This window comes from Hylemonella gracilis (genome assembly GCF_004328645.1).
GTDB lineage: Bacteria > Pseudomonadota > Gammaproteobacteria > Burkholderiales > Burkholderiaceae_C > Hylemonella > Hylemonella gracilis_B.
Genome location: NZ_CP031395.1, coordinates 1,462,327 through 1,487,267 on the forward strand (window position 1 = coordinate 1,462,327; position 24,941 = coordinate 1,487,267).

Below are 24,941 nucleotides of genomic sequence, written 5' to 3' on the forward strand. Positions count from 1 at the left end.
GCGCTCGGCCGCCCTCGCAAGCACGGCGCATCGCACACCGAAGGGACGTGGTCCCGGGGCCGCAGGGCACTGCGGTGCCGGGGGGACATAGTTCTTTACAAACAAGACGCAATATCATTCTGGCTTGCGGGCATGATGCCTCGCCTTCTGTTTTCATTTCCGGTTCTTCCCCTCCATGCAAGCCCTCACCCCTACACGTCGCCATCGCACGCGCCGCATTGCCCTGTTGATGACGCCTGTCGTGCTGATTGGCGCGGGCTGGGGGGCTGGCAATGGTGGGAGCGCAAGAGCGGTGCCCAGGCCAGTTACCTGACGGCGACGGTGCAGCGCGGCGACATCGAGGACGTGGTCACGGCCACTGGCTTGCTGCAGCCGCGCGACTATGTGGATGTGGGCGCTCAGGTGTCCGGGCAACTGACCAAGATCCATGTCGAGGTGGGCAGTGATGTGCAGGCCGGGCAATTGCTGGCCGAAATCGGCGCCGAGCAGTCGGCTGCGCGCGTCAAGGCCAACCGCGCCTCGCTGCGTGCCCAGCGGGCCACGCTGGCGCAACGACAGGTGGAGTTGGTCAAGGCCGAGCGCGATTTGCGCCGCCAGAAAAATCTGATGGCCGACGAGGCCACCACGGCCGAGGCCGTGCAGAACGCCGAGACCACGGTGCTGTCCACGCGGGCGCAGATCCAGTCCCTGGAAGCCCAGATCGAGCAGGCTGACGCCACCATGCAGGTGGAGGAGGCCAACTTGAAGTACGCCAAGATCTACGCGCCCATGCCGGGCACGGTGGTCAGCGTCAGCGCCCGTCAGGGGCAGACGCTCAACGCCAACCAGGCGGCGCCGACCCTCTTGCGCATCGCCGATCTCTCCACGATGACGGTGCAAGCCCAGGTCTCCGAGGCCGACGTCAGCCGCCTGCGCGTGGGCATGCCGGTCTACTTCACGACGCTGGGCAGCGGTGGCCAACGCTGGCAAAGCACCCTGAAGAAGGTCGAGCCCACCCCCGCCGTGACCAACAATGTGGTGCTCTACAACGCCTTGTTCGACGTGCCCAATCCGCAGCGTCGCTTGATGTCGCAGATGACGGCGCAGGTCTTTTTTGTGGTCGCGCAGGCTCGGGGCGTGCTGACGGCGCCGATGGCCGGGCTGACGATCCAGCGTGGGCAAGGGGGCGGACCCCGCGCGAACGCGGGCGCGGCGGCAGGCGCTGCCGGCGGCAGTTCGGGGCCGGCGACAGGGTCCATGCCCGCGCAGGGCGGGGCCGGCAGCGGAGCTGCCCAGGGCTCGCGCCCGGATTGGCAGAACCTGTCGGCCGAGGAGCGCGAACGCCTGCGCGCCGAGCGGCGTGCGGCGAATGGCAATGCCGGCGGTGGTTCCGCATCTGGAGCCTGGGGCGGTGGCAACGCGGCGGGTCCCGCGCCCTCCCGTCGTGCCACGGCCAAGGTATTGACGGCCAACGGGGTGCAGGAGCGCGAGGTGCAAGTCGGCGTGAGCAGTCGCGTGCTGGCCGAAATCCTCTCCGGCCTGGAAGAAGGGGACCGGGTGGTCACGGGCCAGCGTCAGGGTAGTGGTGCAGGCGCTGCGGGTGCTGCTTCGGCTGGCGCAGGCCAGCGTTCCGGCGCTCCGGGTGGCATGCCACCTCGCTGAGCAGGCGCGGGCAAACATGGATCGCGCCATGAACACAGTCATCAGCGCGGCAGCGGGCGCGGGCCAGGAGGCCAGTGCGGATCAGCCGGCAACGGGCTTGGTCGCCCGCGTGCCGCTCATCGAGTTGCGCGGCATCACCAAGACCTACCGCAACGGCGAACTCGCCACGCGCGTGTTGCACGGCATCGACCTGGTCATTTATCCGGGCGAATTGGTCGCCATCGTCGGCGCCTCGGGGTCCGGCAAATCGACCCTGATGAACATCCTGGGTTGCCTGGACCAGCCCACCACCGGCAGTTACCGCTTCATGGGCCGCGACGTGGCGGCCTTGTCGCGCGACGAACTGGCCGCGCTGCGGCGCGATGCCTTCGGCTTCGTGTTCCAGAGCTACAACCTCATTGCCACCGGCACAGCGGCCGACAACGTCGAGGTTCCGGCCGTCTACGCGGGCGCGCCGCCACAGGAACGGCGCGAGAGGGCCAGGCAGTTGCTGGAGATGCTGGGCCTGGGCGAGCGCCACCACCACAAGCCGAATCAGCTGTCAGGCGGGCAGCAGCAGCGTGTGTCCATCGCCCGTGCGCTGATGAACGGCGGTCCGGTCATCCTGGCCGACGAGCCCACGGGCGCGCTCGACAGCAAGACGGGCGTTGAAGTCATGGACCTGCTCAAAAGTCTGGCCGCGCAGGGCCACACCGTCATCATCATCACCCACTCGGCCGAGGTGGCCGGGAACGCACAACGTGTCATCGAGATCAAAGACGGCCACATCGTGGCCGATCCAGGGCCGGCGCCCGCGTTGAAGGAGGATGCGCAGCCCAAGACTTCTTACTGGGCCCGGTATTCAGGCCGCGTCTCTTACGCCGATGAATTGGTCGAGGCCGCGAGGACGGCCATGAGGGCCTTGCGCTCCAACGTCTTTCGCGCGGTGCTCACCTTGCTGGGCATCGTGATCGGCGTGGCCTCGGTCATCGCCATGCTAGCCATCGGTGACGGCGCCAAGCAGACCGTGATCGACCGCATCAGCGCGATGGGCAGCAATTTGCTGCTGGTGCGGCCCGGCGCGCCCAACTCGCGGGGCATAGGCAATGTCGCGACCCTGGTGCTGGCCGACGTGCAGGCCATCAATCGGGAGGTGCCCAATGTGCTGGCCGCCGTGCCCGAGCAGAGCAGCAGCGTCACCTTGCGTCACCAGGACGCTGACTACAGCAGCAGCGTGCTGGGCACGTCCTGGCAGTACCCGCAGGCCCGGCAATGGCTGCCGGTCAGTGGTTCCTTTTTCAGCGAGGAGGACGAGCAGAACTACGCCACCGTGGCCGTGCTGGGCCAGACGGTGGCGAAGGCCCTGTTCCCGAACTACGCGACGGGTGGGCAGGACCCCGTCGGTGAATTCATCCTGGTCAACAACCTGGTGTTCCAGGTCGTGGGCGTGATGAGCGCGCGCGGCGCCTCGCCCTTCGGGCAGGACCAGGACGACGTGGTGTTGGTGCCCTATCAGACCAGCCAGTTGCGCCTGTCGGGTCAACGGTTCCTGCGCAACGTGACCGTGGCGGTGCAGGACGTGAGCCGCATCGACGAGACCCAGGCGGCGGTGGAGTCGCTGCTCGCCGAGCGTCATGGCGTGATCGACTTCCAGCTGCGCAACATGGCGTCCATCATCGAGACGGCCAGCGAAACCCAGGACACCATGACGGTGCTGCTCGGTTCCATCGCCGCCATCTCCCTGCTGGTGGGCGGCATCGGGGTGATGAACATCATGCTGGTCAGCGTGACCGAGCGTACGCGCGAGATCGGCATCCGCATGGCCACGGGCGCGCATGAGCGCCACATCCTGCAGCAGTTCCTGATCGAGGCCCTGCTGGTCTCCGCGCTGGGGGGCCTGATCGGCGTGTTCATCGGTCTGGGCGTGGCCGCAGTGATCGCCGCGACCGGCACGCCCGTGCTGTACTCGCTGGCGCCGGTGCTGCTGGCTTTTGGTTGCGCCTTCGCGACCGGCCTGGTTTTCGGTTACCTGCCCGCGCGTAAGGCCGCGCGGCTGGACCCGGTGGTGGCGCTGGCCTCGGAATGAGCGGGCGTGACAAAAATGATGTGTCGTGACATGAATTCAACAAGAACGAAGCAAGGCCAGGGCCGGCGCATCGCACCGACCCTGGCCTTGCCGGCGCTGCTCTTGCTGCAGGCCTGCGCCAGCACGGCGCCGCCGGCCGATCCGGCCGGGGCCGCGGCACGCGCCAAGGTCGAATTGCCTGCTGGCTGGCGCACTGATGCGCCAGCGGCCGAGGCGCCGGTGCTCGACGGCGCCTGGTGGACTGCCTTCCAGTCCCCCGCGCTGGAGCGCCTGATCGCCGAGGCCCAAGGCGACAGCGCCGAGTTGCGCATCGCCTATGAGCGCATCCGCCAGGCCGAGATCACCTTGCGCCAGAGCGGGGCCTCGCGCTGGCCTTCGGCCAACGCCAATGCAGGCGCGTCGCGCAGCAGCAGCAGCGCCGCGGGGCAGGCGACGACCACGCGTGAATCGACCAGTGCCGGCTTGTCGGTCAGTTACGAGGTAGACCTTTGGGGCCGCGTCGCTGACAGCGTGCGCGCGGGCAATGCCAGCCTGCGCGCCAGCCAGCACGACTGGCAAGCCGCGCGCCTGAGCCTGGTGGCCGGCGTGGCCGGGCAGTATTTCCATTGGCTGGGCCTGGGGGAGCGCGTGGCGCTGGCCCAGGCCAATCTGGCCCGGACCGAACGACTGCTCGCCATCGTCGAATCCCGGCTGCGCAATGGCGTGGCCACGCCGCTGGAGGTCTCGCAACAGCGCGGCACCTTGCTCAGCCAGCGTGTCGCGTTGCTCGCCCTGCAGCAGCAACGCGGTGAAAGCGCCACCGCCCTGGCCTTGTTGCTGGGGCGTCAGCCCATCGGTTTCTCGCCCGAGGCGTATGTGTCGGCCTCGCGCGATGCCGCTATGGATTTCGCGGCCCTGCGCGTGCCCGAACTCGCGCCCGGCCTGCCTGTGGCCTTGTTGACACGCCGACCGGACCTGGCCGCCGCCGAGGCGCAACTGGCCGCGGCCGACGCCAATGTGGACGCGGCCCGCGCGGCCCTGCTGCCCAGTGTGTCCCTCTCCGCGTCGACCAGCCTGACGTCGGCCAGCCTGTTCAGTCTGGCCGATCCGACGCGCAGCGTCTCGCTGGGCCTGGCTCTGGCGCAGAGCATCTTTGACGGGGGCCGCCAGCGTGCGCAGATCCAGCTCAGCGAATCGCAGCGGGTGGTACTGATCGAGAACTATGGCCAGGCCATCCGCACGGCCGTCAAGGAAGTCGGTGATGCCCTCGGCCAGGCCAGTTACAGCCAGCAGCAGGAGGATCTGCAACGCGAGCTGGTGGTGCAGGCCCAGGCCTCGCTGCGCCTGGCCGAGCTGCGGTACCGGGAAGGTAGTGGGGACCTGATGTCCCTGCTCGACGCGCAGCGCAGCCTGTTCAGTGCCCAGGACAGCCTGAGCGTGCAGCGCCTGGCGCGCCTGCAAGCCGTGCTGGACCTCTACAAAGCACTGGGCGGGGACTGGGCGCCACCGCCCAGTGTCTGATACTTGGCAGCACGGCACACGGCGGTGGGGGGCGGCTGTGTCTGAATCCGTTCTCTACGATTTTTTGACAAAACGAATGAGAATGATTTTTAAATAGATATACTCTGCTGCGTGAAAACGCCTGGTGCCAGTCCCCTGCCTACAGCCGCCGAAGCCGCGCCGCGGCTCATCGCGTCCCAGCGCGCCTGGTGGCTCAAGACCCTGCACCAATGGCACTGGATCAGCTCGGCCCTGTGCCTGATCGGCATGCTGCTGTTCGCTTTCACAGGCATCACCCTCAACCACGCGGCCGACATTGGCGCGCAACCCCAGGTCACCCGGAAGCAGGTGCAATTGCCGCCCGAAATGCTGGCCGCCTTGGGCCACGGGGGCGGCGAGGCCCCAACGCCGCAAAGTGACGACGCTCCGCTGCCGCCCGCCATGCGCCAGTGGCTGGACCAGGCGCTGACGCTGGAGTTGCCTGCGGCCCCGGCCGAATGGTCGGCCGAGGAGGTTTATCTCTCACTGCCTCGGCCCGGCGGCGACGCTTGGTTGCGCATCGCGCGCGACAGCGGCGAGGTTGAGTACGAACTCACCGACCGGGGCTGGATCTCCTGGCTCAACGACCTGCACAAGGGCCGCCACACCGGCTGGGCCTGGAAGTGGTTCATCGATGTGTTTTCCGTCGCTTGCCTGTTGTTCTCCATCACGGGGCTGCTGATTCTCAAGTTCCACGCGGCCAATCGGCCCAGCACCTGGCCTCTGGTTGGCTTGGGGTTGATCGCGCCGCTGCTGTTGCTCATTCTTTTTGTTCATTCCTGAAGCCGAGGAGTTTCCTGTCCATGTCGTCCGCCATGAAGATCTCTTACACCAGCTACGGGTCCGTCCGGGGGCTGGGCCGCGTCCTGCCCTGGGCTGCGCCCCTGACCGTGGCCTTTGCGCCGGCGGCGGTGTTCGCCGCCGACCTGTCGCTCACCGTCGAAGTGCCGCGCCTGGACGTGGCCGAGTACCACCGTCCCTATATGGCGATCTGGGTCGAGAAGGCCGACCAGAGCTTCGCCGGCAACCTCGCCGTCTGGTACGACCTGAAGATGCGCAACAAGGAAGGCACCAAGTGGCTCAAGGACATGCGCTCCTGGTGGCGCAAGAGTGGGCGCGAACTTGACATGCCGGTGGACGGCATCAGCGGTGCCACCCGCGCGCCGGGCGTGCACACGGTGAGTTTCGGCAACAACAGTGCCCTCAAGGCCCTGCCCGCCGGGGAATACCAGCTTGTGATCGAGGCTGCGCGCGAAGTGGGTGGGCGTGAACTGCTGCGCCTGCCCTTTGCCTGGCCCGGCAAGGCCGGTGCCAAGGCCACGAGCAGCGAAGCGCGTGGCCAGACGGAACTGGGCGCCGTCAGCCTGACCGTGCAGCCCTGAAAGCCGCGAGACCGCTCACCGAACACGCAAGGAACACGACCATGAAAAAACGCCTTTCCCTTCTCGCCTCGATGGCCGCGCTGGCGGCCGCGTTCGCCGCGCTGCTGCTGCCCACCGCCGCGCAGGCCCACCGCTCCTGGCTGTTGCCCTCGGGCACCGTGTTCTCGGGGCAGGAGCCTTGGGTGGCGGTGGACGCGGCCGTATCCAACGACATCTTCTACTTCGAACACAACGCCGGCAATCTGGACAACCTGGTCATCACCGGGCCCGACGGCAAGCCGGTCGAAGCGCAGAACCAGGCCAAGACGCGCTACCGCAGCGTGTTCGACGTGAAGCTGGACCAGAGCGGTACCTACCGCATCGCCCTGGTCAACGACAGCGTGTTCGCCAGTTACAAGGTGGGCAACGAGACCAAGCGCGTGCGCGGCACGGTCGAGAGCCTGCGCCAGGAGATCCCCAAGGACGCGCAGGACCTGCGCGTGACGCGCTCGCAGACCCGCACCGAAACCTTCGTGACGCGGGGCAAGCCCGGTGGCGACAGCCTCAAGCCCACGGGCCGTGGCATCGAACTGGTGGCGGTCACGCACCCCAACGACCTGTTCGCCGGCGAAACCGCGACCTTCCGTTTCGTGGACGACGGCAAGCCTGCCGCAGGCTACGGTGTGACGGTCATCCTGGGCGGCAAGCGTTACCAGGACAAGCTGACCGAGCTGAACCTGGACACCGACAAGAATGGCGAGATCAAGGTCAAGTGGCCGCAGGCCGGCATGTACTGGCTGGAGGTCGAACCTGCCCGTCCGGCGCGTCCGCAAGGCGCTCCCCAAGCGGGTGGCCCCGGCATGCCCGCCGCTCCGGGTGCCCAAGGCGGGCCGATGGGTCCCGCAGGGACCCTGGACAAGCCGACGCGGCGCGCCGGCTACAGCCTGACGCTGGAAGTCCTGCCGCAATAAGCCGAGTCGCCGTGCAGGGGCGCGGGCCCGAGGTCGCGCCGGCGTGGCCGGGCCTGGGCTGCCCTGGCGAATCTCCCGCATGAGTGCCACAGATTTTCCCGAGACCGCCGATGCCGTCCGGGTGCTGCTGCCGCGGCATCTGGACGAGGCGCTGATGCCCACGCTGGGCGTGCGGCCCCGGGGTCTCGAAGGCGCAAGCATGGGCACGAGCTGGCGCGTCCTCTGGCTGGCGGACCGCGTCGCTGGACAGGCCGCGTCGGAACAGGAGGTCGCTGTCCGGGCGGCTGTGCAGGCCGAGTTGGACCTCGTGGTCGCGCAGATGAGCCATTGGCGGGCTGATTCCGATCTGGGGCGTTTCAACCGCGCGGCCCCGGGCACGGTGTTACGCCTGCCTGCCGCGTTTGCCGAGGTGCTGCGCGCCGGCCTGTGGCTGGCCGAGCTTTCCGGCGGGGCCTTCAATCCGGCCGCAGGTGCCCTGGTCAATCTCTGGGGCTTCGGCCCGTCCGCCGATCCGCTGCATCCCTCGGGTGCCCACCCGCGCTACGACGAGCCCGGGTTTCTCATGCCCACGGAAGGCGCCGCGCGCGCGGCTCTGCTGCAATGTGATTGGCGCGCCCTGCGCTTCGATGGCCAGGATGGCATCGTCCAGCCTGGGGGCCTGCAACTCGATTTTTCGGCCATTGCCAAGGGCCATGCCGTCGACAGCATTGCCGCGCGCTTGCAGGCCATGGGGTTCGCACATGTGCTGGTGGAGGTGGGCGGTGAACTGCGTGGTGCCGGCTACGGCCTGGGCGGTCAGCCCTGGTGGGTCGAGTTGGAGGCACCGACGGCAACGCCCAGCGCGGCCTTGCCGCGCACGCGCCTGGCCTTGCATGGTCTGTCCGTCGCGACCTCGGGGGACTACCGGCGCTGTTACACCCATGACGGCCTGCGTCTGCCCCACACCATCGACCCGCGCAGTGGCCGCCCCATCACGCATGGCCTGGCGTCCGTCAGCGTGGTTCATCCTCAGTGTCTGTGGGCCGATGCCTGGAGCACGGCCTTGACCGTGCTGGGCCTGGAGCAGGGGCTGGCCCTGGCGCGCGAACACCAGATCGCGGCCCTGTTCGTGCAGCGCGTGCCGGCCGCGGGCGGCCAAGGTGAGTCCGGGCACGAGACATTGCGCGAGGTGCTCACGCCCGCGCTGCAGGCACTCGCCGAATGACACGGGCCCCATGACCTTGTTCCGATGAAGTTTGTTCAAGCGCTCTTCGTTCTCCTGGCCTATGGCGCCTTCTGCGGCCTCATCGTCTGGCGCCATCGCCAGCGCGTGCAGGCTGCCGCGCAGCGCGCGCAAGCCCTGCTGCACAGCGCCGTGCCCGATTCAAGCGCGGGCCGCACGCTCTGGTGGGTGGTCCACGCCAGCCAGACCGGGCAGGCCGAGGCCCTGGCCGAGCAGACCGCGCAAGCGCTGCACAGCGCGGGCTTGGCGGTCCGCCTGCTGCCCCTTGGGCAGTTGCGCCGCGACGATCTGCGAGGCATGGAACGCCTGCTGTGCATCGTCAGCACCTATGGCGAGGGTGATGCGCCCGACAGTGCCGCGGCGTTCGTGCGCGACTGCATGGACGATCGCGAGGCGGCACAGGCGCAGGACACCGAGTCCTTGCCTCGCCTGGATGGCTTGCAGGTCGGCCTGCTGGCCCTCGGCGACGCCAGCTATGCGCAGTACTGTGGTTTTGGTCGCGCGCTGGACGCTTGGTTCCAGGCAAGTGGCGCGCAGGCCCTGTTTGACCGCGTCGAGGTGGACCGCATGGCGCCCGCTGCCATGCTGCGCTGGCGCAAACAACTGGGCGCCTTGATTGGCGCGGACAGGGCGGGGCAGACCGGGGATGAAGCCGGTGCGGCAGATCTGCCCGATTGGGAGACGCCGCCCCTGCAAGCCTGGACCCTGCGCGCGCGCTGCCATCTGAACCCCGGCAGCGCGGGCGGGCCCGTGCATCACCTGGAGTTCGTGCCCGAGGCGGGGGACTTGCCAGCCTGGGAAGCCGGCGACCTGGCGCAGATCGACATTCCGGGCGCCCCCGGTGCGCCGCGTGACTACTCCATCGCCTCCGTGCCCGCTGATGGCGCGCTCCACCTGCTGGTGCGGCAGACATGGCGTGTGCATGCCGATGGCGGCCGCAGCCCGGGCCTGGCTTCGGGCTGGTTGACGGCGGCGACCGACGGTGGCCTGCCCCTGCACGGTCGCGCGCTGCTGCGACTGCGCGCGCACAGCGCGTTCCGCATCGGTGGCAATGCGCAGCGCCCCCTGATCCTGATCGGCAACGGCACGGGCCTGGCGGGCCTGCGCGCCCACATCCGCGCGCGTCTGACGCAGGACCCTCGCGCGTCGCCGATCCAGGCTCCGGGTGCATCCACGTTGTGGCTGATCTTCGGCGAGCGCAACGCCGCCACCGACGCCTATTACCGGGAGGAACTCGAGGCCTGGGTTGCGCAGGGCTTGTTGCGAGTGGACTGGGTGTTTTCTCGGGACTCGTCCGCCGCGCAGGCGGGCCCGCGCCCCTATGTCCAGCACGCGCTGCGCGAAGCCGCGGCTGAAGTGCGGGGCTGGGTGGCGGGGAGTCAGACCCGGGCCGGCGCCGCGATTTATGTCTGCGGCAGCCTGCAGGGCATGGCGGGTGAGGTCGATGCCGCCTTGCGCGACATCCTGGGCGAAACCGACTTGCGTGCGCTGGCCGACGCAGGGCGGTACCGCCGGGACGTCTATTGAGGCCTGAATGTGCTGATGTCCTCTGGATGGCGGTGCTCTGCCGGGTCTGGCACGGCACCTTGTCTTAGAATTGAGAACGATTTTTATTTGTAGATTCAAGCAGCGAGGAAACAGCATGAAATTTCAAGCAAGCAAGCGACTCTGGATGCTGGGCGCGACGAGCGCCGCTCTGGTGCTGGGTGCCGGCCTGGGCAGCCTGAATGCCGCCGCGCAGACCGCGGCTCCGACGCACAAAAACGGACAGGTGGGTCTGGCGGCGCCGGCCGCGACCATCACCACCAAGAGCGTGGTGGCCCATTACGCCACCCTTGTGCATGCGAACTACGAAGACACCCTGCTCGCCGCGCTGGAACTGCAGAAGGCCGTCCGCGCCTTCACCGCCGCGCCCTCGCAGGCCCGGCTGGACGCCGCCCGCAAGGCCTGGCTGGACGCGCGTGAGTACTACGGCCAGACCGAGGCCTTCCGCTTCTACGGCGGCCCGATCGACGACGAGGACGGCCCCGAGGGCCGCATCAACGCCTGGCCCATGGACGAGTCCTATGTGGATGGCGTGGAAGGTAAGCCCGGCAGCGGCTTGATCAACGATCCCAAGTTCAAGATCACCAAGGCCAGTCTGTCCGAGGCCAATGAAAAAGGCGGCGAGGAAAACATCGCCACCGGCTGGCACGCGATCGAGTTCATGCTCTGGGGCCAGGACATGAGCGACGATGGTCCGGGCGACCGCGCCTACACCGACTTCGTGGACGGCAAGCTGCCGAACGCGGACCGTCGTCGCCTCTACCTCAACGTGGTGACGGACCTGCTGATCGACGACCTGCGCTTCCTGGTGCAGGCCTGGAGCCCCGTCAAGGCCGATGGCAAGAAGAACTATCGCGCCGATTTCGAGAAGGGCGGCGGCGAGTCCGTGCGCAAGATCATCGTGGGCCTGGGCTCTCTCTCGCGCGGCGAGCTGTCGGGCGAGCGCATGGAAGTGGCGCTGAACACCCAGGACCAGGAAGACGAGCATTCCTGCTTCTCCGACAACACCCACCGCGACATCGTGGCCAACGCGACCGGCATCCAGAACGTCTGGCTGGGCAGCTACAAGCGCCGCCCCGGCGCCAAGGGGCCTCAGACCGTGCAGGGCGCTTCACTGCGTGCCCTGGTCGCGGTGAGGAATTCCGCCCTGGCGGACAAGACCACGGCGCAGATCGCCGAGTCGGTGGCCGATGCCGAGCGCATTCCCGCACCCTTTGACCGTGCCATCCTCGACGGATCGCCGGGCCAACCGCTGATCAAGAAGACCGTCGCCAGCCTGGTCGAGCAGTCCAAGTTGCTGGTGGAATCGGCCTCGGCCATCGGCATCACCAAGCTGACCCTGGTGGAGCCCTGATCACGTCATGAAACCGTTTGAACACAAGGCCCCGCCCCATGCGTCGCGGGGGCGCGGCGTGGTCGTTGGGCTGCTGGTCACGGTTGCGGGGTCCCTGGCGGTGTCGGCCCTGCTGGCGCAGACCCGCACGCCCGATGCCGGCGACGCCGCCGAACGCGAGGCCAGCGAAAGAACCGCCGGCAAGGGCACGGTCTGGGCCACGGGCCAGAACGCCTTTTCATTTCCCCTGGCCAATTTGAACGACGCCGAGCGCACGCGCTTCGTCGTCGGCAATTCCTTCTTCAAGCGCAACTGGGTTGAGGCGCCGGCCTCGACCCAGGCGCGGGACGGCCTGGGCCCGCATTTCATCGCGCGCTCCTGCGCGGGGTGCCACCTGCTGGACGGTCGCGGCGCGCCGCCCGACTGGGCGCGCACTCTGTTGCCCGGAGCGGACGCGGAAAGCAGCGTAGGCCTGCTGCTGCGCCTGTCCATCCCCGGCCAAACCGACGCGCAGCACGGGGTGGTGCCCGAGCCGGTTTATGGCGATCAGCTGGGCACGGCCGCCGTGCAGGGCGTCCAGCCCGAGGGCCACATCGAGATCCGCAGCCGGCCGATCGAGGTCCGCTTCGCCGATGGTGGCACGCACACCTTGCGGCAACCGATTTACAGCATCACGCGCCTGGGCTACGGGCCGATGGTGCCCAACCTGCTCATCAGCCCGCGCGTCGCGCCGCAGGTGATCGGCATGGGCCTGCTGGAGGCGATCCCCGAGGCGGACATTCTCGGCAACGCCCGCGCGCAGGTGGCCTTGAACGGGCCGCTCACGGCCGCCATCAAGGGCCAGCCCAACCGGGTCTGGGATGTGTTTGCGAACCAGGGCGCCGGTGGCGAAGTGCTGGGCCGCTTCGGCTGGAAGGCCAATGTGGGCAGCGTCGCGCACCAGACGGCGGGCGCCTTTCTGGGTGACATCGGCATCACCTCGCGCGTGAATTGGCGCGAGGCCTGCACGCCTACGCAGGCCGATTGCCTGCAAGTGCCGCATGGGGGCGGCAAGGGCAGTGACCGGCAGAACGGCCGCAAAGTCACGACCCTGCGCACTGCCGCGCAGGCCAGCCCCGAGCAGCCCGAGATCGACGACAAGACGCTGGGCCAGGTCATCTTTTACACCGCGACCCTGGCGCCGCCCGCGCGCCGCCGTGTCAACGACCTGCAGGTCCAGCAAGGCCAAGCCCTGTTCCATCAGGCGCAGTGCGCGGTCTGCCATCGGCCGAGCTACACCACCTCGACGCAGGACAGCAGTGGCACGGGCGGCTTCCCGCGCCTGACCAGCCCGGCCCTCAAGGGCCAGCGCATCTGGCCCTACACCGATCTGCTGCTGCACGACATGGGCGAGGCGCTGGCCGACGGCCGGCCCGACTTCCAGGCCAATGGCCGCCAGTGGCGCACGCCGCCGCTGTGGGGCATCGGCCTGATCCGCGACGTCAACGGTCACCAGCGCCTGCTGCACGATGGCCGCGCCAACGGCGTGCTCGAAGCCGTGCTCTGGCATGGCGGCGAGGCCGAGGCCAGCAAGCAGCAGGTGCTAACCATGAGCGCTGCGGAACGTGCTGCCCTCGTGGCCTTCCTGGAGTCCTTGTGATGGTGATGGGTCAGCGCGACTCGTGGCCCCGCCTCCTCCCGGGGCTGCTGCTGGCGGCCAGCCTGGGCTGGGCCAACGTGGCATTGGCCCAGTCCGCGCCACGCCTGGCCTTTCCCTACTACACAGCCGAGCAGGCGCTGACCGGCCTGTATGCCCGTCAACTGCCGCCGCGCGCGCAGGCCTTCGACGTCTCGGCCCAAGCCTTGGTACAGGCCACGCAGGCGCATTGCCAGGGCCACATCGGCAAGGATGCGCTGCACGCCCAGTGGCAAGAGACGCTGCTGAGCTGGCAAGTGCTGGCCACGCCCGCCGTGGGTCCGCTGGTGCAGCGGCGCAGCCAGCGTCAGATCGATTTCTGGCCCGTGCGCCCCAACCTGATCGACAAAGCCTTGAAGAGTGCGCCGCGCAACCTCGGCGACATGGCGCGCGTAGGCACGCCGGCCAAGGGTTTCGCGGGTTTTGAATACCTGCTGGCTGAGTCCGCCGCCGCTGGCCTGCAGGGCGAGGCGAACAAGAACCGCTGCGCCTATGCCGTGCTGATGGCCCAGGGCATCGCTGCCGAAGCCAGTGCCTTGCGTGCCGACGTCGATGGGCTGGCCCAGCGCGACTGGCTGGTGGACGAGGAATCCGCCGACGTCGAGACAAGGCTGGCGCAGACGCGCGCGGCCTTCGCCGAATGGGTGAACCAGTGGCTGGGCGGGCTGGAGCGCCTGCGCTGGCCGCAGATGGAGCAGCCGCTGGTGAAGGCGCAGACCGCGGGCAAGCCGCCGGTCTTCCCGCGCCAGGACTGGGCCGACAACCTGGCCGACTGGCGTGCGCAATGGGCCAGCCTGCGCGCCCAGGCCCTGCTGGACGACCCCCGGGCCGTGCCGCCCGTGCCGGGCCAGGCCTTCGTGCCCCTCGAGGCCTTGCTCTACGGCAAGGGCCAGGTGCAGCTGGCCGCACGCTGGCGGCAGGCCATCACCGCCGCCGATGCCGCGATGGCCGGGCTGGGTGCGAGCTACAGCGGCGCCGACCTGGAGGCCGCGGCGCGCCAGCTCAAGGAACTGACCGTGCTCTACCAGCAGCAGGTCGCCGCCGCGCTGGATGTGCCCCTGGGTTTTTCAGACGCGGACGGGGACTGAGAAGAAAGCCGGGCATGCGACGCCGTCTGCTTTTGCGTTCCGGGGGGGGCGTGCTGCTGGGCACCGCACTGGGCCCGGCCCTGGGTCAGTCTGGGGCGCTGGGCTCTGCTGCCGCGCATCAGGGCGCGACCCTGCTCGCTGCCTGGCGCCACGAGGCGCAGGAGTTCATCGGTCTGGTCGGCCTGGACGATGCCGCTTGGCGTGTGCATCAGCAACTGGCTTTGCCGACACGCGCACACGGCCTGTGGGCCGAGGCGGATGGCGCCTTCCTGGCCGTGGCGCGCCGGCCCGGCGACTGGTTGCTGCGCTGGCGCCCCGCGGGCGATGCGGCGGGGTTGGCCGCCGAAGGGACGACCCAGTGGCTGTGGATCGAGGATGACCGCCGTTTCAATGGCCACGTCATCGCCTCGGCGGAGCACGCAGGAGAAAGTCGCACAGGCCGCACGCTCTGGACCACCGAAACCGAACTGGAAGACGGCCAGGGCCTGCTCGGCGTGCGCGACGCAGCCACGTTGGAAAAACGTGCGGAGTGGTCCACGCATGGCCGAGACCCGCACCAGTTGCTGGCCTTGCCGCGTGCCGTGGGGCGATTCGCCGCAGGCACGTTGATGGTGGCCAATGGCGGCATACCCACCTTGCCCGAAACCGGCCGCGCCAAGTTGCTGGACCAGCGTCTCAAGCAGCAGCGGATGGACGCCTCGCTGGTAGCCCTGCATCCCGGCACTGGTGCGTTGCTGGGCCAGTGGCGTCTGGCCGATCCGTTCTTGAGCATCCGCCACCTGGCTTTCAATGCAAGCGCCGGCCGTTTGGGCATTGCCTTGCAGGCCGAGCATTCGGACCCGCAAGCCCGGCAGGCCGCGCCGGTGCTGGCCGTCTGGGATGGTCGCGCCCTGCGCGAGGTCGATGCGGTGCCGCGCGGCCAGTCTGCGCTGCAGGGGTATGGCGGCGATATCGTGGCTCTGCCGCCCGCGATGGCGGGTGGCGGTTTCGCGATCAGTTGTGCACGGGCCGATGCGCTGGCCTTGTTCGATGCCGACGGCCGTTGGCGTGCAACGCTGCCTTACCCCGGGGCCTATGCCTTGGCCGGTCGAGCCGACCAAGTCTGGCTGGGGGCGCCCCCGACATTCTGCGCATGACGGCGGACAAGCCGCGCGATGCCATTCGGAACCTGCGTGCCGCACAAGACGGGCTGAGCGACTGGCAGTGGGACAACCATTGGGTGGCGGCGTAGCCGCTTTCCGACCCAATCGGTCCCAGGTCACGCGGGAAGCGACTTTCCGTCAGACCTCGGCCCAGAGGCGCACGAGGTTGTGGTAGTTGCCGGTCAGGCTCACGGTTTCTTCGCAGTCGCCGAGTCGCGCGCGCAGTTTCTGGATATTCTGGTCCAACTCGAACAGCAGCGCCCGCTTGCTGTCCTCGCGGATCATGCTTTGCAGCCAGAAGAAGGAGCACACCCGTGCCCCGCGTGTGACGGGCGCCACGCGGTGCAGGCTGCTGGACGGGTAGAGGATCAGGTCGCCGGCGGGTAGCTTCACTTCGTGCTCGCCGTAGGTGTCCGCCACGATCAGCTCGCCCCCGTCATAGTCCTCCGGTTCGCAAAGGAAGAGGGTGCACGACAAGTCGGTGCGCAGCGCCAGGCCGCCGGGAAACGCGGCGTTGGGCGCATAGCGCACCGAGCCGTCAACGTGCATGCCGTAGTGTTCGCCGCCCTCGTAGCGGTTGAACATCGGCGGAAGAAAACGCAGCGGCAAGGCCGCGCTGAAGAACAGCGGGGTTTTCTTGAGCGCGTCCAGGATGACCGCACCGAGCTGCTGCGCGAGCGGAGAATGCTCCGGCAACTGCCGGTTGTGCTTGACCTTGGCCCCCTGATCGCCCACGGACGCTCGGCCATCCACCCATGATCCGGCGTCCAGCGCTTGGTCGAGTGCGGTGCGCATGCCGCGTACTTGCTCTTGGGTCAGAACGTTAGGAATGTGCAGCAACATGATGGGATTCTCAAGCAAAAAGAGGCCCATCGATTTGATGGGCCTCAAAGTGATGGAAGAAAGCTTGGGGTAGTTTTGCCAACCGTCAGAAGCTGTAGGCCGCCGTGATCGTCGCGGAGCGCGGTGCGCCCAGGGTCATGCGCGAGCCGTTGTTGTTCAGTGTGCTGATGTATTCCTCGTCGAACAGGTTGTAGACATTCAGACGCACGCTGAGCTGTTTGCTGAACTGGTAGGCGGCCATCATATCGGTGACCCAGTAGGAAGGGATGACCGGCATGTTCTGCGTGGACAAGTCCGTCCCTTTGGTGATCACGCGTTTTTGCTCGGACACATAGCGCGTTCCAAGACCCAGCGTGGTGCTCTTGATCTGGTAAGAGGTCCAGACCGTTGCAGTCAGGTCGGGCGACCAGCGCACGCTATCGGATACCGTTGCGCCATTGGTCCCGGAGCGTTGGTCAATCTGTTCCGATTCGGTCTTGGCGACACCTGCTGTGATTTGCCAGAAGTTGGTGATCTGTCCCACGGCCGCAACTTCGATTCCCTTCACCTCGGTCTTGCCTTCCTGGACCGTGGCATTGGTGATCGGGTCGATGGAGGTTTGCTTGTCGTTCACGGAGCGGAATACCGCCGCTGCCAGATTCAGACGCTTGTCCAGCAAGTCCCATTTGGTTCCCAACTCGACCGTGCGGGTGGTCTGCGGGTCCATGTCGGGATTGGCCTGATTGGTCGCAGTGCTGCTGAGTTGAAGGTTGTTGCCGCCGGGTGGGGTCTGGGAGTCGGCGTAGGACACGTAGACGCTGCCATCCGGGATTGGCTTGTAGACGCCACCCACGCTCCAGCTCAACAAGGTGCGCTCGTCGTCCAACTTGGTGACGGTGCCGTCAGCAGCGACCGCACGTGTGGTGAGCTTGTAACGATCCGCGCGCAGTCCGCCGTTGATCGAGTACTGGTCGTTGATCTTGGCGTTGTCAAAAACGTATACGCCCAGCGTGGACATCTCGCCGGTTGTTTTGACGTTCTTGGCGAAGCCGGCCATGGTGTCGTTTGAATTCGGGTTGTACAGATTGGCCGCGGTCGTGGTGCCAACCGTGTTGAAGCTGTAGCTTTCCTGTTCTTCCTTCAGCAACTCAACACCCGCCGCAAGACTGTGTTCTAGGCCCAGGGCGTTAAACATGGTGTTCGCGCTCGTCTGGTTGGCCAGGATGGTGTTGGTTTGGTCCACCTTCTGGCGCGAGCGCGCCAGCGTCCATGTCGAAGGATCGTTCACCGTGGCAGTGGGCGCTGTGACAGCGCCCACGCCCGTGAGTTCGCGGTCCATCTCGTTCTGACCCCAGCGGGTGACGTTGCGAATCGTGGTGCCTTGACCCAGGTCATGCTCGACCTTGAAGGTCACCATGTCGGCCGTTACCTTTTCGTAGTCGTCCTTGCTGCCGTAAAAGTTTTCAGTGTCGACACGGCGGCCGGCGTTCATCGCGTTGGCTTGCGCTTGCGTGACCGCATTGGTGCCCGTGGCCGTAGCGCGGTAGTAATCCGGCATGCCGATGGTCGGAATGCCGCCATCCGGCACGTTGTCTTGGCGGATGTGCTGGCTGTAGAGATGCATGCGCGTGGGCGTACCCAGGCCGGTTACATAAGACAGGCCCAGGCCCGTGCCCTTGTTCTCGACCTCGTCACGGCCATCGACACCGCTGTCTTGCACCATGCCGTTGACGCGGAGGGCCGAGGTCTCGCCCACCTGGCGGTTCAGATCCACGGTTGCGCGCTTTTTCTCGGCGGTGCCCAGGGTCAGGGTGCCGCTGCTGTCGTCGCCCAAGTGGGCTTGCTTGGAAATCAGATTCAGGTAACCGGAGGCGGCGCCGCGTCCGGTTTCGGCGCCGGCCGCGCCTTTGACCACTTCCACCTGCTCCAGATTGAAGGTGTCGCGCGTCACGGCGCCGAGGTCACGGATGCCATCGACGAAGGTGTTTTGCTGCAGGGAGAAACCGCGCAATTGGAAGGTGTCACCCGCCGAGGTGTTGCCACCTTCGCCTAATTGCATCGTGATGCCCGGGGTATTGCGCAGGGCTTCCGTCAGGGTGACCGCGCCTTGTTCTTCCAGTGTTTGCTTCGTGATGACCTGGATGGTCTTGGGCGTGTCCAGCAGCGGCTGCGTGTATTTCGGATTGGCTGAAGTTTCGACCTTGTAATCCACCGTGCTTGTGTCCTGCACCGTCACGGTCGGCAACGTGCTCGCGTTTTCGGCGGTTTGTGCGCCGGCGGGCAAAGCAAGACTGGCCAACACGGCGGCGCCAATCAGGTTGCTGCGCAGAGGCGCGGGAGAAGTGGACAGGCCGTGCTTGCGGCTCTTGATGTACGCCATGGAATGAATGCTCCGTCGCTGGGGATCAGTGGATTTCAGATTGCGTCAACTGCAGCGGGCTCTCTGGGACCATTGGGAAACACGGCATCACCGGTTTCGACGGTCAGACTGGGTGAAAGCCAGATTTCCAACACTGGATGCAATCGACAGAGCAAATGATAATAATTTTTATTAAGATATGTCAAAGATTTTCAAGCTGTGCCAACAAAAGTGACGGGCATGGGGGCTGAACGACTGGTTTCCTGGTGTCAGGGCGCAGTGCTTGTTGGCTTTTGGCAACGCATGGCGCGTGACAAAGCGCCAGCACCCGGTTTTGTGCGGGCGCAAGGGCTTCGTGAGCCGGTACCTCCGAAGTCGCTTCTTCTCGGCACTGCAAGCCCGGGTTTGAGCCCAAACAAGGACCCATGCTAGAGTCCGGCGCATGTTCCAGGGTCGCCGTCCTCTCCGACTAGACGCGGGTGTTGCGCAAGCGCAATGCCTGGGTTTTGTCGCGTCCGCAGCGGCCACTTTGCAAGCTGGCGAGGCCGCGTCGGGCCTGGGCCCTTTGAGTCCTCTGGGCCGTCTGCTCCCCGCAGATTCCTGAGCCCGGCGACACCCCTCTCCCTTTTTCACGCACCCCTCCTGTCGCCGGGCTCCCTCAGTCCGGTGCGCTTGCGGCCCGCTTTTGACGCTGGGCCGGTTTTGCATGAGGAGTTTTCCATGTCCAGCGACCGTCAGGATGAGCTCTTGCTCACCGAATCCAATTACGCCCGTTTGTCGCGCCTGAACTGTGAAGCGCTGCGCGATGTGCTCGATGCCGCCGATGTCGTGCCCGATGCCCAGGTGCCCGACGATCTGGTGACCGTGCGAGGGCAGGTGCGCGTGCGCCATGAGGCCAGCGGACTCGAACAGACCCTGACCCTGTGTTGGCCCGAGGAGGTTCAAGCCGAGGAAGGGCGCATCTCCGTGCTGTCGCCCATCGGCACGGCCTTGCTGGGCCGGCGCGCCGGGGTCTGGGTGGCCTTGCGCCTGCCCGGCGGGCAATCGCAACGCCTGCGCATCGAGGCCTTGCTGTAACTCGTTCGTCCTGAGCCCTTCGGCTCAGGACGGGCTTCGACAGGCTCAGCCCGAGCGGGAAGTTTCAAGTTCAAGCATGCCAACTCAATAGGGACGCAAGGCCAGCTTGATCGCGGGTGCGGAACCCGCGTACCGGGCCAGGGCCGCGCGAGTGGCCTGGTAACCGGCCTGGATGGCCTGTTCCTGCGAGGGACGGTCGGCCATGTCCGGCACCGCCACGGTGGGCGCGATCACCATGTTCGCCTCGGCCAGTTCGGGCGCGGCGATCAGGCAACTCTGGGTCTGCATGACCTGGCCGAGCACGCCCAGCACGTTCATCGTTGCCGCGCGGGGGCTGCGGCAGTAGATGTCCACCGCGATGACCAGATCAGCCCCCAGGGCACGCGCGAAGCGCACCGGCACCAGGCTGGTGACACCGCCGTCAATCAGGTGCCCGGCCTCGTACGCGACCGGCACCTGCATACCCGGGACGGCCGAGGAGGCCTGGATGATCCGGCCCGCCGGCCCCTGCGTCAGCAGCATGGGCTGGGCGCTTTGCAGGTCGGTGGCCACGGCGGCGAAGCGGATCGGGAAGTCCTCAATGTGCTTGTCGCTGCCCTTGCTGCCGATCAGTGTGTCCGTCCAGCCCGCGAGTTTGTCACCCCGGATGAAACCACCCGATTGCCAGGTGAAGTCCAGCAGCGAGGACACTTTGATCGCCAGCGCGGCCTCGCGGATCGCTTCGACCGACATGCCACTGGCATAGGCCGCGCCGACCACCGAACCCGCCGAGGTGCCCACCACGATGTCGGGGCGCAGTCCCGCTTCTTCCAGCGCCTGCAGCACGCCCACATGCGCGAAGCCGCGCAGGCCACCGCCACCCAGGGCGAGCGCGACCGTGGGGCGCCGCTCGCCGTTGTGCGCGGCGCGAGGGCCGGTGCTCTCTTGCACTTCGGCCAGGGTGCGCGGATGCAGGTCCGCCGACGCGGTGGATGGGCTGGCGGCGCAGCCTGTGAGCAGCCATGCCGTGAGCAGCAGCGCCGACAGCGCCGCCGTCCGCATGCCCTGTGATTTCAGAAGGGTCCGCATGGTGGTGGGCGCCCGCATCACAGAACGATGGAGGAAGCGCGGTCCGTGTCGACGGCACCGGGCTGGCGCGCGGCCAGCGCCACCGCGTCCGCGCCGGCCGCGTAACGCAGGCGCGGCGTGGGGTCGTTCGCGGCCAGCCACACGGCCTCGGCCACGTCCAGCTCGCTCGTGACGGCTTGGGGCTGTCCCATCGCGGCGAAGATGGCCTGGGCATAGGGCACATAGGCTTCGGGGATCAGGCCCTGCATGCGTTCTGCGCCGTTGGCCGTGAATTGCGTGGTGGGTGCGTAACCCGGTTCGACCAGCTTCACGCGCACGTCAAAGGCTTGCAGCTCAAAGGCCAGCGAGGCGGTGAAGCCTTCGATGGCGGTCTTGCTCGCGGTGTAGGCCGCCACCAGGGGGAAGGGGGCGATGGTCGCGCTGGAGGTCACGTTCACCACCAGGCCCGAACGGCGCTCGCGGAACTGCGGCAACACGGCCTGCGTCATGGCCATGGTGCCGAAGGTGTTGGTCTCGAAGATCTCGCGCACCGTGGCCATGGGCGTGGCCTCGAAGGCACCGAAGAGGCCGAGGCCGGCGTTGTTGACCAGCACGTCGATGGGGCCGGCGGCTGCCAGCGCCTGGGCGATGCTGTCGGGCCGGGTCACGTCCAGCGGCAGCAGATGCAGGCGAGGGGACGGCGGCAGCCGGTCGGTGCGCGGCGTGCGCATGGTGGCGTAGACATTCCAGCCCTGGGCGTGGAAGTGGCGCGCGGTTTCCAGGCCGTAGCCGGAAGAGCAACCTGTGATCAGAACGGTTTTCATGAAGAACTCCTTGAAGGGTGGTTGAGGGGGTGGCGAAAACAGGTGCAACGATAGTGGCCAGATTCCGGACTATCTACAATCAATAATCCGTAATTAATTTGCAATCGTCCGGAGGAGGCGAAAGTGGTGGATCCGCTTGTCGACGTCATCACCCTGCTGCGGCCGCGCGCGGTGTTTTCCAAGGTCATCAGCGGCGCGGGGGCCTGGGCCGTGCGTTACTCGGCCTTTGGCCAGCCGAGCTTCTGCACCATGCTCGAAGGACGCTGCCTGCTGACCGTGGACCAGCAGGCGCCCCTGACCCTGGAGGCCGGGGATTTCCTGCTGATGCCGGCCACGCCGGGGTTCACGCTGTCCAGCCCGGAGCCGGCCGTGCCCGTCTTTCTCGACCCCGACCAGACACGGGACACCACGGGCGAACTGCGCCACGGCCGCCGCAGCGGCCCGCCGGACGTGCGCATGCTGGGCGGTTATTTCGCCTTCGACTCGCCCGACGCGGCCCTGCTCGTGTCCCTGCTGCCGGTGCTGATGCAGGTGCGAGGGGTTGAGCGCCTGCCGGTGCTGGTCCAGCTTGTGCGCGATGAATCGCTCGATACGCGGCCCGGGCGTGACTTGGTGCTGCGCCGTCTGGTGGAAATTCTGCTGGTCGAGGCGCTACGGTCCGGCTCGGGTTCGGGCTCAGATTCCGCTTCAGGCGCATCCACGCAGGGCGATGGCCACGAGCGCCGTGAGGGCGATGCGCCACCCGGCCTCTTGCGTGGCCTGGCCGACGCCCGCGTCGCTGTTGGTCTGCGCCTGATGCACGGTGAGCCGACCCGTGCCTGGACGGTGGAAGCGCTGGCCCGCCAAGCCGCGCTGTCGCGCTCCACCTTCTTCGAACGTTTTTCGCGCACCGTGGGCCTGCCGCCCATGGAATACCTGCTGTCCTGGCGCATGGCCCTTGCCAAGGACCTGCTGGCGCGCGGCGACCTGGCCATTGCCGACGTGGCCGAGCGCGTGGGCTACGGCTCGGCCAGCACCTTCAGCACGGCCTTCAGCCGTTATGTGGGGGTGCCGCCGGGGCGGTATGCGCGGGAGCGGGAGGCCGCTGGCATGGAGGGCTGAGGGGCGCACCTGTTCTGCAGCCTCTTCATACCAGTGCGGCATGCACCGCGCGATTGAAGGTTCACAGATAGGGCTGGATGTTCTGCATCGCGCGGCCCACGTAAGCTTCCTTTTCACCCACGGGGGCCACGTAATGGATCGCGCTCTTGGCGGCTTCAACGCCTTCCAGGCGCGCGATCAGCCACGCCGCCAGGTACTGGGATGACAGGCAGCCCCCTGCGGTGGCGACGTTCTCGCGGGCAAAGAAGGGCTGGTTCAGGACATTCACGCCAGCTTCCTCGACCCAGGGCTTGGTCGTCAGGTCGGTGCAGGCGGGAACGGCATCGAGCAAGCCCAGCTTGGCCAAGACCAAGGTGCCCGAGCATTGCGCGCCCAGCAACTGGCGCTTGGCGTCGAACTGCATCTGGGCCATCAAGGCTGGGTCGGCGACCACCTCGCGCGTCTTGATGCCGCTGCCGACGATCACCGCGTCGGCCGCCGAAGCCTCACCCAGGCTGATCTGCGATGCCAGCACCACGCCATTCATCGACGTCACATAAGGCGCGGGGCAGGCGAGTGAGACGCGCCAATCGGGCTTCTTGATGCGGTTGAGGATGCCCAAGGCAATCAGTGAATCGAGCTCGTTGAAGCCGTCGAAGGTGAGGATGGCGATGTGCATGGTGGCTCTTGTTACGACACGGGGTGGAGGAGCAAGGCATCGTATCGGCCCATTTCAATACAATCAAATAATTGTCATGGATACATTCCGCCGTGGGACTCGCCCGCTACAAAACCCTGGTTGACGCCTACGCCACCGACATCCGCGCGGGCCGGCTCACGCCCGGCACGCGCCTGCCCACCCATCGCAAGCTGGCTGCCGAGCATGGGCTGGCGCTGGTGACCGCGAGTCGGGTCTACGCGGAGCTGGAAGCCATGGGCCTGGTCACGGGCGAAACGGGGCGCGGCACCTTTGTCCGCGACGCGGCCTTGCCCGAGGGACTGGGGATCGACCAGCAGACCGTGGCCAGCGACATGGTGGACCTCAGCTTCAACTACCCAGCCTTGCCCGGTCAGGCCGAGATGCTGCGCGCCGCGTTGAAGCAACTCGCCGCGTCAGGTGACCTGGACGCGCTACTGCGCTACCAGCCGCATGGCGGGCGTCCGCATGAGCGGGCCATCGTGGCCCGGCATCTGGCGAGCCAAGGCCTCACGGTCGACGCGGGCCAGGTGATGATCACCGGCGGCGCGCAGCACGGTCTCACCGTGGTGGCCATGGCGCTGCTCAAACCGGGCGACGTGGTGGCGACGGATGCATTGACCTACCCCGGCATGAAGGTGCTGGCCGAGCTGCTGCGGCTAGAACTGGTGCCCGTGCCTGCGGAGGCTGACGGGCGATCAGGCCTGGACCTCCATGCCCTGGAGCGCCTGTGCAAGAAGCGCCGTGTGCGCGCCGTCTATGTCCAGCCCACGGTCCACAACCCGCTGGGTTGGGTGATGAGCCTCGACCACCGGGAGCATCTGGCCACCCTGGCGCGGCGCCACGGCCTGCTGCTGATCGAAGACGCCGCTTACGCCTTCCTGGCGCAGCACGCGCCGCCTCCACTCGCGGCGCTGGCGCCGGAGTCAACCGTGCATGTCTCGGGCTTTTCCAAGAACGTCGCCACGGGCCTGCGCGTGGGTTACGTGGCCGCCCCGCAGGCCTGGGTACCCCGCATCGAACGCGCCATCCGGGCCAGCACCTGGAACACCCCCAGCGTGATGACGGCCCTGGTCTGCGGCTGGCTGGAAGATGGCACGGTCCAGGCCCTGGAGTCCGCCAAGCGCAAGGACGCCCGAAAGCGGCAGGCCCTGGTCGCGAAAGCGCTGCAGGGCCTGCCCTATCTCTCGCACCCCACGTCCTACTTCGCGTGGTTGTCCTTGCCCGAGGGTGCACGCGCCGACCGGGTGGCGGGTGAGTTGCTGGCGCAAGGCATCTCGGTCAGCACGGCCGAGCCTTTCTGCACCGCCGCGCACGTGCCCCAAGCCATCCGCCTGGCCTTGGGCTCCGTCGACTTGGCGATGCTGCGTGGTGCCTTGCATCAGGTGCGGGAGGTGGTGGAGTGGAGTGCGGAGTGACTTGGGTGAGCGGTGGATCGTGGAGGTCTGACGTCCAACCCTTTATGCCCATGCCG

General features: G+C 67.3%; 20 protein-coding genes. 15 read left to right on the forward strand and 5 right to left on the reverse strand.

Annotated elements, in window-relative coordinates:
• The first annotated feature begins 132 nt into the window (after window positions 1–132).
• From DW355_RS06950 to DW355_RS07005, 12 genes are all read left to right on the forward strand, one after another.
• The gene (locus DW355_RS06950; RefSeq protein ID WP_242671318.1) at window positions 133–1,641 is read left to right on the forward strand and encodes an efflux RND transporter periplasmic adaptor subunit; all 1,509 of its coding nucleotides are present in this window, start codon (window positions 133–135) and stop codon (window positions 1,639–1,641) included.
• Between the two features lie 28 nt (window positions 1,642–1,669).
• Window positions 1,670–3,706, forward strand: a complete 2,037-nt coding sequence (locus DW355_RS06955) for a MacB family efflux pump subunit (RefSeq protein ID WP_131278774.1) — start codon at window positions 1,670–1,672, stop codon at window positions 3,704–3,706.
• Window positions 3,707–3,736: 30 nt separating this feature from the next.
• Window positions 3,737–5,206 carry an efflux transporter outer membrane subunit gene (locus DW355_RS06960; RefSeq protein ID WP_131278776.1) on the forward strand — a complete coding sequence of 490 codons (1,470 nt, stop codon included), beginning with the start codon at window positions 3,737–3,739 and terminating at the stop codon, window positions 5,204–5,206.
• Between the two features lie 135 nt (window positions 5,207–5,341).
• A complete protein-coding gene (locus tag DW355_RS06965; protein WP_207388124.1) occupies window positions 5,342–6,007 on the forward strand; it encodes a PepSY-associated TM helix domain-containing protein in 666 nt (221 codons plus the stop codon).
• Between the two features lie 32 nt (window positions 6,008–6,039).
• Window positions 6,040–6,606, forward strand: coding sequence for a DUF2271 domain-containing protein (locus DW355_RS06970; protein WP_242671319.1), 567 nt, complete (start codon window positions 6,040–6,042; stop codon window positions 6,604–6,606).
• A gap of 41 nt (window positions 6,607–6,647) precedes the next feature.
• On the forward strand, window positions 6,648–7,556 hold the full coding sequence (locus DW355_RS06975; RefSeq protein WP_131278780.1) for a DUF4198 domain-containing protein: 909 nt from the start codon (window positions 6,648–6,650) through the stop codon (window positions 7,554–7,556).
• Between the two features lie 79 nt (window positions 7,557–7,635).
• Entirely contained in the window at window positions 7,636–8,760 is a 1,125-nt protein-coding gene (locus DW355_RS06980; protein ID WP_131278782.1) for an FAD:protein FMN transferase, read from the forward strand.
• Window positions 8,761–8,784: 24 nt separating this feature from the next.
• Entirely contained in the window at window positions 8,785–10,305 is a 1,521-nt protein-coding gene (locus tag DW355_RS06985; protein ID WP_131278784.1) for a sulfite reductase subunit alpha, read from the forward strand.
• A 115-nt stretch (window positions 10,306–10,420) separates the two neighbouring features.
• Window positions 10,421–11,677, forward strand: a complete 1,257-nt coding sequence (locus DW355_RS06990; protein WP_207388089.1) for an imelysin family protein — start codon at window positions 10,421–10,423, stop codon at window positions 11,675–11,677.
• A gap of 7 nt (window positions 11,678–11,684) precedes the next feature.
• On the forward strand, window positions 11,685–13,295 hold the full coding sequence (locus tag DW355_RS06995) for a di-heme oxidoredictase family protein (protein WP_131278787.1): 1,611 nt from the start codon (window positions 11,685–11,687) through the stop codon (window positions 13,293–13,295).
• A complete protein-coding gene (locus tag DW355_RS07000) occupies window positions 13,295–14,419 on the forward strand; it encodes an imelysin family protein (RefSeq protein ID WP_131278789.1) in 1,125 nt (374 codons plus the stop codon). Before DW355_RS06995 ends, DW355_RS07000 begins: the two co-directional genes overlap by 1 nt.
• A gap of 14 nt (window positions 14,420–14,433) precedes the next feature.
• Complete coding sequence (locus DW355_RS07005; RefSeq protein ID WP_131278791.1) at window positions 14,434–15,555, forward strand: DUF1513 domain-containing protein; 1,122 nt, start codon at window positions 14,434–14,436, stop codon at window positions 15,553–15,555.
• Window positions 15,556–15,699: 144 nt separating this feature from the next.
• On the opposite strand, the gene DW355_RS07010 is transcribed toward DW355_RS07005, so the two are convergent.
• Both DW355_RS07010 and DW355_RS07015 read right to left on the reverse strand, forming a co-directional pair.
• Window positions 15,700–16,404 (reverse strand): Fe2+-dependent dioxygenase, encoded by a 705-nt coding sequence (locus DW355_RS07010; protein WP_131278793.1) that lies wholly within the window; start codon window positions 16,402–16,404, stop codon window positions 15,700–15,702.
• Window positions 16,405–16,489: 85 nt separating this feature from the next.
• Complete coding sequence (locus DW355_RS07015) at window positions 16,490–18,763, reverse strand: catecholate siderophore receptor Fiu (RefSeq protein WP_131278795.1); 2,274 nt, start codon at window positions 18,761–18,763, stop codon at window positions 16,490–16,492.
• Between the two features lie 699 nt (window positions 18,764–19,462).
• Between DW355_RS07015 and DW355_RS17795 the strand changes: the two genes are divergently transcribed.
• The gene (locus DW355_RS17795) at window positions 19,463–19,819 is read left to right on the forward strand and encodes a GreA/GreB family elongation factor (protein ID WP_165493142.1); all 357 of its coding nucleotides are present in this window, start codon (window positions 19,463–19,465) and stop codon (window positions 19,817–19,819) included.
• An 84-nt stretch (window positions 19,820–19,903) separates the two neighbouring features.
• Here the strand turns inward: DW355_RS17795 and DW355_RS07025 are convergent, their stop codons facing one another.
• Window positions 19,904–20,887 (reverse strand): patatin-like phospholipase family protein, encoded by a 984-nt coding sequence (locus DW355_RS07025; protein WP_131278799.1) that lies wholly within the window; start codon window positions 20,885–20,887, stop codon window positions 19,904–19,906.
• 17 nt (window positions 20,888–20,904) lie between these two features.
• Window positions 20,905–21,690 (reverse strand): SDR family oxidoreductase, encoded by a 786-nt coding sequence (locus DW355_RS07030; RefSeq protein ID WP_131278801.1) that lies wholly within the window; start codon window positions 21,688–21,690, stop codon window positions 20,905–20,907.
• Window positions 21,691–21,813: 123 nt separating this feature from the next.
• On the opposite strand from DW355_RS07030, the gene DW355_RS07035 reads away from it, so the two are divergent.
• Entirely contained in the window at window positions 21,814–22,791 is a 978-nt protein-coding gene (locus DW355_RS07035) for an AraC family transcriptional regulator (RefSeq protein ID WP_131278803.1), read from the forward strand.
• A 61-nt stretch (window positions 22,792–22,852) separates the two neighbouring features.
• Here DW355_RS07035 and DW355_RS07040 read toward each other — a convergent pair whose 3' ends face one another.
• The gene (locus DW355_RS07040) at window positions 22,853–23,449 is read right to left on the reverse strand and encodes a DJ-1/PfpI family protein (protein WP_131278805.1); all 597 of its coding nucleotides are present in this window, start codon (window positions 23,447–23,449) and stop codon (window positions 22,853–22,855) included.
• Window positions 23,450–23,541: 92 nt separating this feature from the next.
• Here DW355_RS07040 and DW355_RS07045 point away from each other — a divergent pair, with 92 nt between their 5' ends.
• The gene (locus DW355_RS07045; protein WP_131278807.1) at window positions 23,542–24,885 is read left to right on the forward strand and encodes a PLP-dependent aminotransferase family protein; all 1,344 of its coding nucleotides are present in this window, start codon (window positions 23,542–23,544) and stop codon (window positions 24,883–24,885) included.
• Window positions 24,886–24,941 lie beyond the last annotated feature (56 nt).